This window comes from Tenacibaculum tangerinum (assembly GCF_029853675.1).
In the GTDB taxonomy this organism is placed as follows: Bacteria; Bacteroidota; Bacteroidia; order Flavobacteriales; family Flavobacteriaceae; genus Polaribacter; species Polaribacter tangerinum_A.
This window is the reverse complement of the sequence record NZ_CP122539.1, coordinates 2,512,153-2,528,105: the sequence shown is the minus strand read 5'-3', so window position 1 is coordinate 2,528,105 and position 15,953 is coordinate 2,512,153. Positions and strand designations below refer to the sequence as shown.

Sequence of the window (15,953 nt, the reverse complement as noted above, 5' to 3'; positions counted from 1 at the left end):
TTCAACTTTTGTTTGTTTTATATTGTAATATGTTATATATTTGTCCCGTTAATGAATGGCTAATATACAAAAAAATTGTGATTATCAAACATTTGTGTAGTTTTAGCGATTGCGTTTTTAAGATTTCGACTTGAATTTCTTCACTTTTTTGAAATCTATACTCGTTTATTCAAACATTTTTTTGAATAAAACCAAACATCAAGAAAAAAAGAACTGTTAGAAAAGCATTACAACAGGGCTCTTTTTGAGCTTGATTAAGAATTAATTAAAATTTTATAACGATGAGTAAAAAACCAATCAAATCAAACCTTTTTAGGTTTGTAACATTGCGTAGTCCGCAATTAATTGAAGACAAAGAAATGGGATTTGTTTCCATTCCAGAAGAAAAGAAAGCACAAAGTTTAGCGTTTCAATCGGTAACAGGCGTTACCACCGATGCTGAAAGAAAAACAGCCTTAAAAGGAGCGTACAGCACTAGCACTGGTTTTACCCCAATAGCGAGCAGATTTGAACTTAAAAGCATGCACCCAGCATTGTATACTTTTTCGAGTTGGTTACAACGTAACAAAGCAGTGTTGTCGTATGCAAGCATTGAGGCTAACCTAGCAGGAGCTCAAGAACTTACCACCGATGAAGAATTTGTATTGTGGGAAAATTTATTTTACCAAACAATTGACAAACAGTCGGTAGCTGTAAGAGAAGCCTTAATTCAGGTATTGGTAGCCAATAAGTTTTTAAAAGCATTTAATGTGTTCACCAATAGCTTTTCAGCAGGTACTGAGGGAGAAATTGTATTTACCGAAGAAAACGAAACAGCATTTGTACGCTTAGCCAATGCAAGTGTGATTGTACCGAAAGAAGTAATTATTGCTGCGCAAAATGAGTTTTCGTATACGGCTCCTACAGTATCTAAAACGTCTCAAGACTATATGCAAGCGCAGTTGGATGTAGCTCTGGCAAAAGATAGAATTCAATTACACGAAGCTGCATTGAAAGATTTAGAATATGCAGAGACGGTATATAGAAAGGCTGAAAGCCTACGATATGAAACAGCGTTGAAGGCGTACGATGCGAGTATTGAACAACTGCAACAAGAGGCAGTGCCTGAAGTTCAAAGAATTATTAACGAAGACGGTTTTTCAAAAGAATTAGTTGTTTACCCTGATTTACAGTTACCGAAATTTGAATTTGAAAGTGCTCTAGAAATTGACAGAGACGTAGCAACTACAAGCTTATCTACAGAAACATTGAACCTGTTAAATACTAATAGCTTAAGCGTGTACGACACCTACAACGAAATAAAGCCAGTTTTAAGAGATCGAATTAAAAAAGATTACCAGTTTATATACGATACGACACCGCAAGAAACTCAAAAAATTAGTGTAGGAGATACGACTGTAACCCTTAGTGCAATGAAAGGAGCACAGTTATATTCGTATTCGGGAAGCATACAATCCGCTACTTTAATAGATCGTTTTGTAATTTCTATGGGTATCCATGTAGGTTATTCAAATGCCTTTGTAAAATCGGCAACTTATACCTTGCAAGATGCGCTTGGAAATACCATGACAGGAAGTACTGTAAAAAGATTGGCAAGCGCTGACAATCTTTTAAACCTTCAGTTTTTCTCTCAAGGAGAAGTTTTTACATTGGGAGACCATACCTTTTCAGGAGAATTAACATTGAATAATGGTGTAACCGTACAGTTTAGTTCGTCGTTATATATTACAGGAAATTCACCGAGTTTTGAAGACAGGTACTTTAACCCTATAGAATTAGGAGATTTGGAACGCCGAGGGGTGTATTCAGGAGTTGCTACTAAAACAGGAGATACCTCTACAGGAGGAACTGGTGAAGGAGCTACAACAGAGGAAACTACCAATACTACAGAAACTGAAAACACAGTGTTATACGGAGTTTCTCAGTTGGGAATTGCCGATTTTAGACGGGTAGAACAAGAAGTATGTTGTTATGTGCCAGGCGAAGTATCGCATATCGAAAACATTATGGCACGCGAATACAAAGAGCGTTCAACGAAGGTTAAAGAATTATCTGAGCAAACTACGGAAAGAACTTCAGAAAAAGAAGTAGAAAACCTAACCGATACCACTTCTACTGAGCGCAATGAATTGCAAAATGAAGCGTCGTCTATTGTAAATAGCGACCATGCGACCAGTTTTGGGGGCAATGCAAGTATTACTAGTAAATTAGGGTTTGGAACGTTGACAGCAGGTACAAACTTTAACTCTTCTTCTGCCAATTCCACCTCTAATTCTAACCTACAAGCGCAAACCTATGCACAGGAGGTTACCGAACGAGCGTTGGAGCGCGTGGTACAAAAAATCAGTACCAAACGTAGCTCACGTGTCTTACGAGAATACGAAGAAAACAATACCCATGGCTTTGACAATCGTAAAGGAGACAAGCACGTTACGGGGGTGTATCGTTGGGTAGATAAAATTTACAAAAACAAGTTAATCAATTACGGAAAACGCTTGATGTATGAATTTGCCTTACCCGAACCCGCCAAGTTTTATATAAAATCGTATTTTGAAAAGATAGAAAATGACGATAAAACTTCAGAGGGATTAATTATTCCAAAAAAACCAGTTCATCCTGAAGATTTGATTAATGGTAGAGTTAGTAATGCTAGAGAAATAAATGAAAGCAATTACCAAAGAATATCGTCTATTTATGGAGCAAATGTTAATGCGCCTATTGAAAGTAATATAAAAATAGGTAGGGCTTTTAAAAAGGATGACAAGGATTATACATCTACAGGATTTTCCTCAAATGAGATAAAGATACCGAAAGATTATGCCGCATATAGAGGAACAGTGTATTGGGCTATTACTCATAAAGTAAAAGAAAGCACATCATTGACTATTGGGTTAGGAGATTCTTTAAAAAAGGTAGTAGGAGATAGTTCAAATAAAACTGCTGACTATGACTTTTCAGATAAATATGTAGAATCTGTTCCATTTTCATATCGTGCGTGGGAGATACATTCAGGGAGTTTTAATGTGACTATTCATTGTCAAAGAACAGATGAAGCCTATCAAAAATGGCAAAATGAAACCTATAAAGCGATTATGAATGCTTATCATGAACGTTTACAGGAGTATAATAATTTTATTGCCAATCAAAACATAGGAGGTGAACCATCTGAAAAGAAAAAAGAATTGAGTTCTCAAATTAACCGTAGCATAGAAAAGCGTGAGTTAAAGCGTATTGCAATTCAGTTAATGAAGCATGAAGGTGTTGAAACCGCTCGTGATAACTACGATGGTGAAAGTTCAAAAGATATTGCAAAAAATTCCAAGTTTCAAGAACATGCTGAAACAGTTAAATTCTTTGAACAAGCCTTTGATTGGGAAATTATGGCGTATACTTTCTATCCATATTTCTATGGAGCTGAAGATAGTTGGGATGCTAATTTTGAGTACAACGAAGGTAGCGACCCTATTTTCCAAGCCTTTTTACAAAGTGGGATGGCAAGAGCTGTGGTACCTGTACGTCCTGGTTTTGAAGAAATGGTAAACTGGTATATGAAAACTGGTGAGATTTGGTACGGACAAGGCATGGTGACCGATATGGACAATGATTTATATGTTTCAATTGCTGAAGAAATGCAAACCATTGAAGGCGAAGTTGAAGGTACTTGGGAAACGCGTGTACCTACCACGTTAACGGTATTGCAAGCAGATTCGGTAGTGTTGAATGAAGGTGGCTTACCGTGCAATCCAGATTGTGAAGGGCAAGGTTTATTTGATGTCAGCACCTATAAAATTGGTGACGGACCAGATGGAGTAGATTACGATATTGTGGGTGATACCAACAACGTAGCATAAGTGCAGTAAGAGACTGTACCTAAAAACCAGCCAATTATTTTTTAAGCATTCAGGATAATCGCTTTTTTAGGCAGTCTCTTCTTTACACACAGTCACAAATCTTTCCCGTAAAATTCAACGAACATTTTTACGATGTTTTTATCCCCTCCTCTTGGTGTTGTGAGGAGGGTTGGGAAAGGTTTGTTTTTAATCGCAAGGCGATAGCCAAGAATTTAACTATCAAAGGCTTGCCTTGAAATTCTTAACTAATTTTTTTGAATACCCAGTATGCTTGCATCGGGGTAGTTCATGTAACACGTAAAACACAAAAATTATGCATGCCCATGAATACGGAAGCAAACACTTTAAACACAAAACCAATTTTGAAGGTTTGGTGGTGTTTTCAGATGTTCAGCAACAAAAAATAAAGGAAACAGAAAATCCGAGTCCCAATATCTATGTAGAAATAGAAAAAGGAGTACAAAATCCCAACAAGTGGTTTTTACATATCAACAGCACTTTATCAGGAGAGTATGGCGATTTCTTTTTGCAAGAGAATCCGCAACCTGTAGGTGAAATCGTTAATGACTTTGATTATGATATCAGTCCAGAGAACACAGCTTTTATAGAATCATATTACGATTTTAATCTAGGAGTCATTTCCTATTATAAAATCCATGAAAAGTTTTATATAAAGCTTTGGGGAGACATCCTTAAAGAAGAAACTTTTTTCGAGATTCAGAACAGCTCAAAGTCAAAAACGAAAGAAGAAATCAGTATCGAATACGATGCGTTTATTACCCTATTTGTATCCGATAATGGTGCAAAGCTAGAAAGGGCATATCAACGCATTACCAAAGTCAATCCACACCAAATAGTCGTGTTTATAGAGTCTGGTGGGGGCACCAATGCCTTGGGTACTGTATTTAGAATTCACAAAGGAAAAAACGTACAAACCTTACCCGAAGTAGATAGGTTTACCCTTGCCAAAGTAGCGCGTGCTTTTGGAGTAGAAGTACAAGCCAATGACTTTTCTGAAATGGTACGAGAAGAGTTAGCAACAAAAGACAGCCTATTTTATTTGTTGGTCACCAAAAAGTTCCTCAAAGGAGGAAAAATTATACGATGGTCTGCTAATGAGGTTTTTACCGACATCTCAGGTGATTTAAAAAATACCAGTAGGCAAATAAACGAACTTAAATTAAAGGAACAACGTTGGAATACCGCTTTTAAAGATAAATCAGGCGCTGCCTACGATCCGTTACTACCCAAATTACGAGGAAAAGATCGTTTGTTTGATGCAGAAAAATTTAGCAACGAGGTGTACAAAACACACCTACAACCAGTAGCTACACAAGCTAGCTCTATAGCAAAGTTGTTGCTTACCAAAAGACAATTTGCTAAGTTGATACCGTTTGATATCAGCAAGTTTATAGAAGTATTAGATGCCATTCCTAAACTATTGCAAGATTTTTTTAAGGAAGTATCGAACTATTTAGTAGATTTATATGAGTATATTAACGGACTCATCGTTGGACTCATTAATAGCATTATTGAGTTTATTAAATCGTTTGTTGATATTTTAGCCATGCTGTTCGATGTGCTCAACGCAGCCATACAAAGCAGTACGTTCTTTGAAAATCCAGCGAGTTACCTAAGTCTTTTTGCAGAGAGTTTTGAAAACCTTATCGATGGTTTTGTAGCGCTGTTTAGTTTAGAGAATCTAAAGGCGGTTGTTGGCTTTTTAGCCAGTGTACCTATAGAAACGGCTAAACTTTTAGTACGCTTTTTAGCGTCTGATACAAAAGTACGTATAGACCCCGGTGCTTTAGGCTATTACATCGGATTGATAGCAGGGTTTATTGCTTCAGAGATAGCCATGTTCTTTTTAACAGGAGGTACAGGAACGATTGCAAAAGCGGTCAAAGAAACCTTACGCTCGTACAAAGCCCTAGCTGAAATACCCGCAAAAGTGGCTGACAATGTTGGCAAGTTAATAGAAAAGACATTTAAGTTTGGTATCGATACTTTTGTAAAACTGGCAGAGGTGATTGCCGATTTTATAAAAAATATTCCCAAACATTTAAGCGACCTTAAAAAATGGATAGGGGAGTTTTTTGAAGGCTTGTCTAAAGCAGTCAGAACTTTTTCGGATGAGGTCTATACTATTTTTGAAAAGTTAGGTGTAACGATTAAAAAAGTACCCCAACCACCTGTCTTAGCAAGTGGGATTCCTGTACCTATAGGAGACAATGTGTATGCTTTAGTAAAAGACGGTAAAGAACTTTTTAGAGGCACTAAAAAGGAAGTAGAGGAATTTTCAAAGCTTTTAGATAAGATTGATGAGAAAAAACAAAATAAACTCATTAAGAGGGTTTTACAAAAAGCAAAAAAATCCATTAAAATAAGTAAACAAGGACTTTTAAAACTTGATATATTTGTTGATGAAGCTTTGCAAATTCATATAGATAGAAGACCTGGAGCTGCTGCAATTTTAGAGGGAACAATTAATGGGAAATTAAAAACTATTGTAAGTTATTCATCTAAAGGATTGAGTAGAAAAGAAATAAGAAATAGTAGACATAAACTAGTGGATGAATGGTTAGAAGTAATTGCTAAAAGTAAGTACCCAAAAATATATAAAAGGAAAAACCATGGGAGATGTGCAGAGCCGAATAATATTTCTGAATGGTTATTTCAAGTAGAAAAATCATTAGGAATTAAAAATAATAGTATATCGATAGAACAAGCAAGAGTTGCTTTTGCCGATGTGGTTTCTAAAGCAAAAAGGATATATAATTCAGAGAAAAGTAAATTAGCGCACGGGTTACATAAAAGTGCTTGTGACTCTTGTAATCCTCTCTTAGAATATTTTAACATTAAAGAAATTTTTTAAAAATAAAAATTATGAAGTTTAAAAAAGAAGTGCAAGAATTATTTAAAAAAGCTGGTTGGTATGAAGGTAGAAATGTACAAGAAACTTTCGACAAAATACCAAGATTTAACGAGTACCCAGAATTTTTAAAGGAGTTTTTATATGAATACGGAGATTTAAAAGTAGAGACTGATACTGAATTTGCAAAAGCATTTTTAGATTTTACGGTTATCCCTTCAGGCTTTTATGAGATAGAGGAAAGTTTAGATAATCCAAGATATTATGGTGATATTATGACTTTTCCTTTAGCGGATTATCATTTAGATTCAGCAGCATTAGAGTGTGACTTGGAAGGAAAAGTATATATGGTAGGAGACTTTCCTACATTAATGTCAGAGGATTTTAAAACAGGTATAGAAAAAGTAATTATGGAAGATTATTCTGATACTAAAGAATGGCATCCAGATGTCAAAGAATGGAGAGAAGAACCGTATTAATTATTATTTAGAAGCACCCGATAGTGCGGATTTGTAATCCGTGCCAAGGATGATAAGCAAAACAAGACTAAACTTAAAAACTACCTTAGTATAAAAATTAAGGTAGTTTTTTGTTGCTTTTGAAAGCAATTGTTTTTTCTTAAACGATAGGCACAGTAACGATTGCAAAAGCGGTCAAAGAAACCTTACGCTCGTACAAAGCCCTAGCTGAACTACCCGCAAAAGTGGCTGACAATGTTGGCAAGTTAATAGAAAAGACATTTAAGTTTGGTATCGATACTTTTGTAAAACTGGCAGAGGTGATTGCCGATTTTATAAAAAATATTCCCAAACATTTAAACGACCTTAAAAAATGGATAGGGGAGTTTTTTGAAGGCTTGTCTAAAGCAGTCAGAACTTTTTCGGAGGAGGCCTATACTATTTTTGAAAAGTTAGGCGTAACCCTTAAAAAAGTACCCCAACCACCTGTCTTAGCAAGTGGGATTCCTGTACCTATAGGAGACAATGTGTATGCTTTAGTAAAAGACGGTAAAGAACTTTTTAGAGGCACTAAAAAAGAAGTTGAAGAGCTTGCTGAAAAACTAAAAAACCTAAGTGATACCGATGCAAGAAAGTATTTGGATGAGTTAAGTAATGTGTTAATTACTTTAGAAGAAGCGTATAAAAAAGGATATAAATACAGAAAACCTTTTTTGCTCGAAATTGATGAAATAAGACTTTTATTTGGCGAAAAAGGAGTAGATTTATATAGTAAAGTTACAAGACGAGTAAGAGGTATTAGAAATACTACATCTTCTAATAATAAACTTAGAGATATAGTTTTGGTTTCTGGGATAAGAAGTAAAAAGCATATTAAAGAGGTTATATTACACACGAATTTTCCAAATAAAAAGTTAGAAAAGTTTTTATCAAAAAACAATATAAATAGACAGAAATCTTCTTTGGAGGATATTAAAAAAATTTATAAGTATTTTCTTTCAGAAGGACACATCAAATATGATATGCACCCGTTTATAGAAAAAAGACTAAGTATACATTTTGAAAAATTAGGAGATTTTCACAACGGAATAAAGCATTCTGCAAACTACAGATGGAGAAGAACAGGAGACTTACCAGGAATTCATGCTGAAGTGTTATCTTTGAATGAACTTTTATGGAAGATGGAAGCGAAGGGGCATAAGATTAGTAATGATATATTAAAAGAACTGATAGGGTTTAATAGGAATTTATTGTATAATGATGTAATGGTTAGATGTGGAGATTGTAATTTTATTACTCATGGTATCAGGTTTTTAGAAAAATTTATTTAAAAAAGTATTATGAATCAAGAATTAAAAAGATCAGAAAAAACAAGGATGTTTTATGAAGACTTAGAAGCTAAGGGGTCTGGAAAGTATACGGGAGTGGAGTTTTGGTACAAAGGGAGACCTTTTACAGGGTTTGTAGTGTTTGCTTACCATGATAATGGATTTGTAGCTTCTGAACAGGAATATGTAGATGGGCAAACCATGGGTTGGGCGGTAGATTATCACGAAAACGGAAAAATAGAATACGAATCTTTAAGGTATGGAGCTTCTTCGGTAGTTTTTTACGAATATGATGACAAAGGAGAACAAACCGATGGAGGTTTTGTGAATACAAAAGCCTTATATAACTCAGTTGCTCGTTGTACAGGAATGCCAACAATAGATGAATATGGATATACCGATGAGTAAAGAGTTATTACTAGCCATAGATGTTTATTATTATGAGCAAAGCGCCAAGGTAGTTGGTGCTTTGTTTTCATGGCAAGACAAAACTCCAAAAGAGATAATTATAACGATTAAAGAGGAAGTAGAGGCATACCAATCAGGAAGTTTTTACAAACGAGAACTTCCTTGTATTTTAAAGCTGTTAACCTTAGTCGATATGAATAACTTAGAGGCTATTATAGTTGATGGGCATTGCTATACAAATAACCAAAAAGAGCTGGGTTTGGGTGGATATTTATGGAAAGCGTTGGGAGAAAAAGTCCCTGTTATCGGCGTTGCAAAAAACAAATTTCACAATACCGAAAAGGTCTCTTTTCCCATTTACAGAGGAGAAAGTAAGAAACCATTATACGTTTCATCTATTGGTTACGATATTGACAAAGCAAAAAACAACATTCTTACAATGAAAGGAAACTATAGAATCCCCGATATTTTAAAAATAGTAGACCAAAAAACGAGAAATTAATAGCGACATTAAAAGCTATCTTTTTGATAAAATATTATGAATAATAAAAAAGTAGATATCCATTATTTAATGATACCCGATAGCTCGGATTTGTAATCGGTGCCAAGGATGATAAGCAAAACAAGACTAAACTTAAAAACTACCTTAGTATAAAAATTAAGGTAGTTTTTTGTTGCTTTTGAAAACAATTGTTTTTTCTTAAACGATAGGCACAGAAACGATTGCAAAAGCGGTAAAAGAAAACTTACGCTCGTACAAAGCCCTAGCTGAAATACCCGCAAAAGTGGCTAACAATGCTGGCAAGTTAATAGAAAAGACATTTAAGTTTGGTATCGATACTTTTGTAAAACTGGCAGAGGTGATTGCCGATTTTATAAAAAATATTCCCAAACATTTAAACGACCTTAAAAAATGGATAGGGGAGTTTTTTGAAGGCTTGTCTAAAGCAGTCAGAACTTTTTCGGATGAGGTCTATACTATTTTTGAAAAATTAGGTGTAACGATTAAAAAAGTACCCCAACCACCTGTCTTAGCAAGTGGGATTCCTGTACCTATAGGAGACAATGTGTATGCTTTAGTAAAAGACGGTAAAGAACTTTTAGAGGCACTAAAAAAGAAGTTGAAGAGCTTGCTGAAAAACTAAAAAACCTAAGTGATACCGATGCAAGAAAGTATTTGGATGAGTTAATTAAATTATCTAAAAGGGAAAAATTAAACGTTTCAAACATAGATGATTTAGGTAAGTTAGGAAAAAATGGAGCTCCTGTAAAGTTAAGTTTAGTAAATACTTTAGGTAAAAAAGTTGGAGAATTAACGAGAAACCTTAAAAACAATAATTTAATTTACTCCTTGAAATTGAATAACAATAAAAGAAATGTTCATTTAGAAGTTTCGTTATTTGAAAAATCTAACCCCTATAATCTACCTGTAAAAGAAGGAGAAAAAATACTATACGGAGACTTATTTATTCCAACAAAAATTACCGATGAAGTGACTGGAATTGGAAAAATAGTATTAGACGACTCTTTAGCATTTTTTAAAAACCACTCTAATTTTGGTAAGGTAGATGGTAATTTTGGTGTATGGTTAAAAGATGATGATTTGTATAAGACCTATGGTGGAGAATCGATTAATTTGAAAAAGTTTTGGCAAGCGATGTCTAAAAACAATAATAATGTAGAAATATCAGCTTTCGAAACATTTACAGGGAAATGGGCAAAGGAAAATGGGTTTACTAAAGTTTGGTATAGACCTACACAGGATATTACTCCTGATGAAGTAATAATAAAGTTTTTAAAAGAATAAGTTATGAGTGAAGTATTAATAAGTAATGTTAGTTTTTATGATAAGGATTATTTTAATGAGTTTTTGAAAAATAATAATAAACATTTTTCAATAGGAAGTCCTGCAGATTTTTGGGTTTCCTTCTATAAAGATTTACTAAGAGAGGTTATAAACGATGAAGTAGATGAAAGTTTTAGAGATAGAGAATTGGGTAATAAACAAATTAAACAGATTCAAAAAGTTTTTGAAAGGGAGTTAGAGAACAAACTTCCAGATATTGAGAGTATTCCTGAAGCAGGAGGTCCGATAAATGAAGTAATTGAATGGAAAGGACAAGAATATCGTTTATGTCTTTCTTTAACAAAGCCTATAAGTAGGCAAGTGTCAGATTTTTATAAAATAATTTCTATATGTAAAGAGTGTTTATTAGAGAGCAAGCCGATGTACTTGTCTATAGAGTGAAAACACGCGATAGCTCGGATTTGTAATCCGCGCCAAGGATAAGTAGGCAAAACAAGGCTAAACTTAAATACTACCTTAGTATAAAAATTAAGGTAGTTTTTTGTTGCTTTTGAAAGTAATGGTTTTCTCTTAACCGAGAGGCACAGGGACGATTGCAAAAGCGGTCAAAGAAACCTTACGCTCGTACAAAGCCCTAGCTGAAATACCCGCAAAAGTGGCTGACAATGTTGGCAAGTTAATAGAAAAGACGTTTAAGTTTGGTATCGATACTTTTGTAAAACTGGCAGAGGTGATTGCCGATTTTATAAAAAATATTCCCAAACATTTAAACGACCTTAAAAAATGGATAGGGGAGTTTATAGCTAGTTTAAAAGGTTTTGTAAATCAGATTTTTAAAGGTTTAGAAGCGACCCTTGATTTATTATATGATTTAGGAGTTATTATTACTCAAAAAATTGACCCTAACACAGATAAAGTAATTACTCAAGGTGCTGATGGAGTTATTTATACCATTAAACAAGGCGATAAAACCATTCTTGAAGGAACGGAAGATGCCATTCGAAAATTTGCTCAAAAAATTGATGAAATTCGTTCTAGTGGAGGGAATACTCGAAAAAAAGTTCAGAGTTATTTGGATGAGTTGGCGGAGAGTTTGAGTTTAAAATATAGTGACGTTCTTGAGTTTAGAAGTTTAAAAGTAATAAAAGAAAAAGGAGCTAGGTCTAATATTTCAGTTTTAGATAAGGAGGGAGATGTTGTAATGAAAGGAAAGCAAAACGACATTGAACTATATCTTCAAATGATGAGGAAAAGTGATAAGGAAATATTATCAAAATACGATGAGCTTCTGGAGTTGGCAGTAAGAACAGACAATAAACGTTTTAATCCTTTTAAAGAGGCTTTGGAAGAATTTAGGAGAGCTGGAATTAATATTTTGCCTAGTGGAAAAAAAGGAGGTGTTATCGGAGGAAAAGGACTTGTTCCTGATTATCTGCATAATCCTGAGTTCTTATTCAACAAAGATAAAAGGTTCGGTTCAATAAAAATTAAAGTTACAGGGGTTGACAGAGATGATTTTAAATTATGTAATGAGATTGCAGAAAAAATTAGCCCGGGGTTTAAAAGTAAAATAAGTAAAGGAGCGGATAAGCCAGATGGATATGCCTGGCACCATATGGATGATTATAACCCGTTGACTGGTGAGTGTACTATGCAGTTAGTTTTATCAGATGTTCATACTTCATGCTTTCCGCATAAAGGAGCACCTGGTTTAATTGAACTATTATTTGGGATTAAAAGAATTAAATAAGATATAATTATGAAAGAATTAACTATTAGAAAAAGTGAAAAACCAATAACTAGAGAAGAATTAAATTTGTTTATTGATACATATAATTTAAAATTACCTAATTCGTACATTGAGTTTATACTAAAAAACAATGGAGGGTATTCTTCGGAATCACTATTTGGTTCTTCTATTGAAGAAGGGGTTGTTATAGATTCATTTTTTTCAATACGTCCAAATCTAGGAGATTTTTCTAATAATCTTGGTAGATTGGTCAATGTAAAGAAAATTCTAGAAAATAATATTAAAGATAAAGATTTACCTTTTGATATTTATCCTTTTGGAGATGGAGGAGGAGGTACTTTTTTATGTATTTCAATGAATAATGAGAGCTTGGGAAAGATTTATAAATATTACTGGGATGGTAGTGGGCTGCAGTATGTTTGTGATTCCTTTGAGGAATTTATAGAAGGATTAGAATAGTTTATCAATTAAATATTGAGAAAAGTATAGTTTTTTTATCGGCGCTCATATAAAGTGAGCGCCTTTATATTTTAGTTACAGGTGACTTATTAGATAAAATTATGATTAGTAAATTGAGACCTCATAGATAATTATAATACAATAACTGGTGAATGTACTATGCAGTTAGTTTTTAAAGCAACTTATAAGCATTTTGGTTCAGCAGGGCAGTCTGTATTTTCAATATTATTAACAAAATATTTAACATGATTAGTTTTATTTTAGCAGAGAAAAGTATCAAAAGTGAAGATTTAGTAGCTTTTGAAAAGAAATTTGAACTCATTTTACCTGAAAGATACAAGGAACATATGTTGAAATTTAATGGAGGTTTCCCCGATAAGGATTATTATAAAGGCGTAAATATAGCTCATTTCAATCCAATCAAATATGGAGATGATACCCTAGAACATAATATTTTAGATTTACAGGATGTTTTACCTGTCGGTTATCTTCCCTTTGCATATGACCTTGGGGGAAATCAAATATGTATGGATTTAAATGAGGGAGAAAATTACGGCAAGGTGTATTACCTACCTATGGATATGGGAGATATAAGGTCAGAGTTTCTCTCAGATTCCTTTGAAATTTTTTTAAATGGACTTTCAGAAGAAAATGATTATTAAAAAACAAGATACCCACTTTAAAGAGTACCTTTTAGTCTTAATTACAAACTTTTAGAAAGGTTAAGTGAATATTTAATAACAATGGAAAAACAAGGAAAAGTATCTCTTTGGGTTGGAAAGTTTGACTCAAGAGAGGTTTTAGATAGTTTCTTAAATGAGACATATGATGAAGATGGAGAGTTATCTTCTGATTTCATGAATGAATTTGAAATTGATTTTATTGATAATCAATTTCAAGAGGTTTATTTTTATGAAGGAATATCTGATAAAAAAGAAATTTTTGATGGATTTTCGTATATAGATTCATTTATTAAGAATATACCTGACATGAACTGGGCAGAGAAAAATACTATCTTATTGCTATATAATTTTGAATACTCTAAAAAGATAGATGATAAAAAAATAGAGTTTATTGATTGTTATGATTTTATTGAAGATTAATTTTTTTAATATTACAAAGATTTCAAAACCACCGAAATTTCGGTGGTTTTCCTTTAGAAAACATTCCGATTTCCATGATAAAAACAAGTAAAAAAGAATAAAATTTAAGCAACAGTTTTCACGTAAGGCTGTTGCTTTTTAATTACAGCACAGACTCTATGAATAAGTTTGTTTAGGATAGGGGAGTTTTTTGAAGGCTTGTCTAAAGCATTCAGAACTTTTTCGGATGAAGTCTATACTATTTTTGAAAAATTAGGTGTAACGATTAAAAAAGTACCCCAACCACCTGTTTTAGCAAGCGGTATTCCAGTCTCTGTAGGAGACAATGTGTATGCTTTAGTAAAAGACGGTAAAGAACTTTTAGAGGCACTAAAAAAGAAGTTGAAGAGCTTGCTGAAAAGCTAAAAAAACCTGAGTGATACCGATGCGAAAAGTATTTGGATGAAATACTAGATGTAAAAAAAATCACAAAAAACTTTGAAGAGTTAGATAATTTTAGAATAAATAGAAAGCTTCCAAAGTATAGCATCAAAGATGGAACAACAGGAACTACTGCAAAAGTTGAAGTTAATAATCAATCATTTTTTGGAATTAATTCTTCATTTGTTCCTGAAAGTTTGGATTTGCGAAGAAAATGGTTTAATAAAATAAAATGGGTACCACCCAAAAAGAAACAACCAAAGCATTTAGGGCAGGCACAAGCTTTAACACATGCAGAAGCTCATTCTTTAATGAATGCACATGAAAAATTCGGAAAATTACCTAAAAAAATAGTTATGTATGTAGATAGACCGACTTGTAATATGTGTAAAGGAGAATTACCAGCATTAATGAAAACAATGGGAATAGATGAATTAATAATATTTAGTGGAGATAAAAAAATCCCTCTAATTTTAAAAGTAAATTTTTAATTATGAAATATATTTTAACAGATAATTACGGTAAAGAAAAAGAAGAAAATGACATCAGCGTACTTAATGACTTTTTAAACCAACCTTTCGAATATTGGCAAGAAGGAACAGGAGACTCCTCTATTTCAATTAAAAAAGATGAAATGATAATTTTCTTTAAAGTTGAGTCAGGTGTTTTTTTAATGCAGCATCCTGATTATTTAGCACCATTGATTGATAATGAAAATGATGGTGAAATAACGCATTATGTTGGAGGACAAGAGATGATCATACCTAAAAAGTTTATTATTAGTGATGTTGAAACATCATTTAAAATCCTAAAAAGGTATATTAATGAAGGGCTTTTTTCAAATAAGTATGAATGGAAAGATATTTATGAGGAAGAAATAAAATGAAAGATATAAAAATAACAGAAAGTGCAAAACCTGTTAGTTTAGATGAGTTTAATAGTTTTATCAATAAATATAACCTTAAACTACCTGAGACCTATAAGAGTTTTATTTTGAAATACAATGGAGGTTATCCTAAACTATCAGCTTACGGAAACCCCTATGAAGACGGTTCTGAAATTGATAGCTTTTACAGTGTAACTTTGAAGGATAATAATGAAATTGATGATTTAATTATTTCATCAAGAGATGTGATTAAAAGTCATCAAATAATGGAAGATAATATACCTTCTCATTTTTATCCTTTTGCCGATGATTCAGGAGGAGCGAAGTTTTGTTTATCAATGAGACAGGAGGATTTTGGGAAAATATACTTAGTGTTTTTAGATGGAACTTCGAATGAACCAACTTTAATATGTGATTCTTTTGAAGAATTTATTAACGGATTAGAAGATATAGAAAAGTATGAAGAAGATTAGTTTTTTTAAAGAAAAACCCAATAGCGCGGATTTATAATCCGTGTCAGGCATAATATGCATAGCAATACTAAATTTAAAAGCTACCTTAATGATATATTGAGGTAGTTTTTTGTTTTGTAATTTCTGAAGCAGCTACTT

At 33.2% G+C, this 15,953-nt stretch carries 17 protein-coding genes; all 17 read left to right on the top strand.

Going from position 1 to position 15,953, the window contains the following annotated elements; translation table 11 throughout:
• Nucleotides 1-281 precede the first annotated feature (281 nt).
• The 17 genes from P8625_RS11235 (at nt 282) to P8625_RS11155 (ending at nt 15,815) form a co-directional block, all read left to right on the top strand.
• Nucleotides 282-3,851 carry a hypothetical protein gene (locus P8625_RS11235; RefSeq protein WP_279650553.1) on the top strand — a complete coding sequence of 1,190 codons (3,570 nt, stop codon included), beginning with the start codon at nt 282-284 and terminating at the stop codon, nt 3,849-3,851.
• 313 nt (nt 3,852-4,164) lie between these two features.
• A complete protein-coding gene (locus P8625_RS11230; RefSeq protein ID WP_279650552.1) occupies nt 4,165-6,726 on the top strand; it encodes a YwqJ-related putative deaminase in 2,562 nt (853 codons plus the stop codon).
• An 11-nt stretch (nt 6,727-6,737) separates the two neighbouring features.
• The gene (locus P8625_RS11225) at nt 6,738-7,202 is read left to right on the top strand and encodes an SUKH-3 domain-containing protein (protein WP_279650551.1); all 465 of its coding nucleotides are present in this window, start codon (nt 6,738-6,740) and stop codon (nt 7,200-7,202) included.
• A gap of 224 nt (nt 7,203-7,426) precedes the next feature.
• Entirely contained in the window at nt 7,427-8,512 is a 1,086-nt protein-coding gene (locus P8625_RS11220; RefSeq protein ID WP_279650550.1) for a hypothetical protein, read from the top strand.
• Between the two features lie 9 nt (nt 8,513-8,521).
• Nucleotides 8,522-8,917 carry a toxin-antitoxin system YwqK family antitoxin gene (locus tag P8625_RS11215; RefSeq protein WP_279650549.1) on the top strand — a complete coding sequence of 132 codons (396 nt, stop codon included), beginning with the start codon at nt 8,522-8,524 and terminating at the stop codon, nt 8,915-8,917.
• A complete protein-coding gene (locus tag P8625_RS11210) occupies nt 8,892-9,419 on the top strand; it encodes an endonuclease V (protein ID WP_279650548.1) in 528 nt (175 codons plus the stop codon). The genes P8625_RS11215 and P8625_RS11210 overlap by 26 nt, the downstream gene beginning before the upstream one ends.
• A gap of 283 nt (nt 9,420-9,702) precedes the next feature.
• Nucleotides 9,703-10,062, top strand: coding sequence for a hypothetical protein (locus P8625_RS11205; protein WP_279650547.1), 360 nt, complete (start codon nt 9,703-9,705; stop codon nt 10,060-10,062).
• 32 nt (nt 10,063-10,094) lie between these two features.
• Nucleotides 10,095-10,724 carry a hypothetical protein gene (locus P8625_RS11200; RefSeq protein WP_279650546.1) on the top strand — a complete coding sequence of 210 codons (630 nt, stop codon included), beginning with the start codon at nt 10,095-10,097 and terminating at the stop codon, nt 10,722-10,724.
• 3 nt (nt 10,725-10,727) lie between these two features.
• Nucleotides 10,728-11,165 carry a hypothetical protein gene (locus P8625_RS11195; RefSeq protein ID WP_279650545.1) on the top strand — a complete coding sequence of 146 codons (438 nt, stop codon included), beginning with the start codon at nt 10,728-10,730 and terminating at the stop codon, nt 11,163-11,165.
• A gap of 214 nt (nt 11,166-11,379) precedes the next feature.
• Nucleotides 11,380-12,474, top strand: a complete 1,095-nt coding sequence (locus P8625_RS11190; protein ID WP_279650544.1) for an HNH endonuclease — start codon at nt 11,380-11,382, stop codon at nt 12,472-12,474.
• A gap of 9 nt (nt 12,475-12,483) precedes the next feature.
• The gene (locus P8625_RS11185) at nt 12,484-12,933 is read left to right on the top strand and encodes an SMI1/KNR4 family protein (protein ID WP_279650543.1); all 450 of its coding nucleotides are present in this window, start codon (nt 12,484-12,486) and stop codon (nt 12,931-12,933) included.
• 215 nt (nt 12,934-13,148) lie between these two features.
• Nucleotides 13,149-13,595 carry an SMI1/KNR4 family protein gene (locus P8625_RS11180; RefSeq protein WP_322790521.1) on the top strand — a complete coding sequence of 149 codons (447 nt, stop codon included), beginning with the start codon at nt 13,149-13,151 and terminating at the stop codon, nt 13,593-13,595.
• Between the two features lie 81 nt (nt 13,596-13,676).
• Nucleotides 13,677-14,036, top strand: coding sequence for an immunity 22 family protein (locus tag P8625_RS11175; RefSeq protein WP_279650542.1), 360 nt, complete (start codon nt 13,677-13,679; stop codon nt 14,034-14,036).
• Between the two features lie 168 nt (nt 14,037-14,204).
• Nucleotides 14,205-14,441, top strand: coding sequence for a hypothetical protein (locus P8625_RS11170; RefSeq protein ID WP_279650541.1), 237 nt, complete (start codon nt 14,205-14,207; stop codon nt 14,439-14,441).
• A 32-nt stretch (nt 14,442-14,473) separates the two neighbouring features.
• Entirely contained in the window at nt 14,474-14,947 is a 474-nt protein-coding gene (locus P8625_RS11165; RefSeq protein WP_279650540.1) for a deaminase, read from the top strand.
• Between the two features lie 2 nt (nt 14,948-14,949).
• Nucleotides 14,950-15,342, top strand: a complete 393-nt coding sequence (locus P8625_RS11160) for a hypothetical protein (RefSeq protein ID WP_279650539.1) — start codon at nt 14,950-14,952, stop codon at nt 15,340-15,342.
• Nucleotides 15,339-15,815, top strand: a complete 477-nt coding sequence (locus tag P8625_RS11155; RefSeq protein ID WP_279650538.1) for an SMI1/KNR4 family protein — start codon at nt 15,339-15,341, stop codon at nt 15,813-15,815. The genes P8625_RS11160 and P8625_RS11155 overlap by 4 nt, the downstream gene beginning before the upstream one ends.
• Nucleotides 15,816-15,953: the final 138 nt, after the last annotated feature.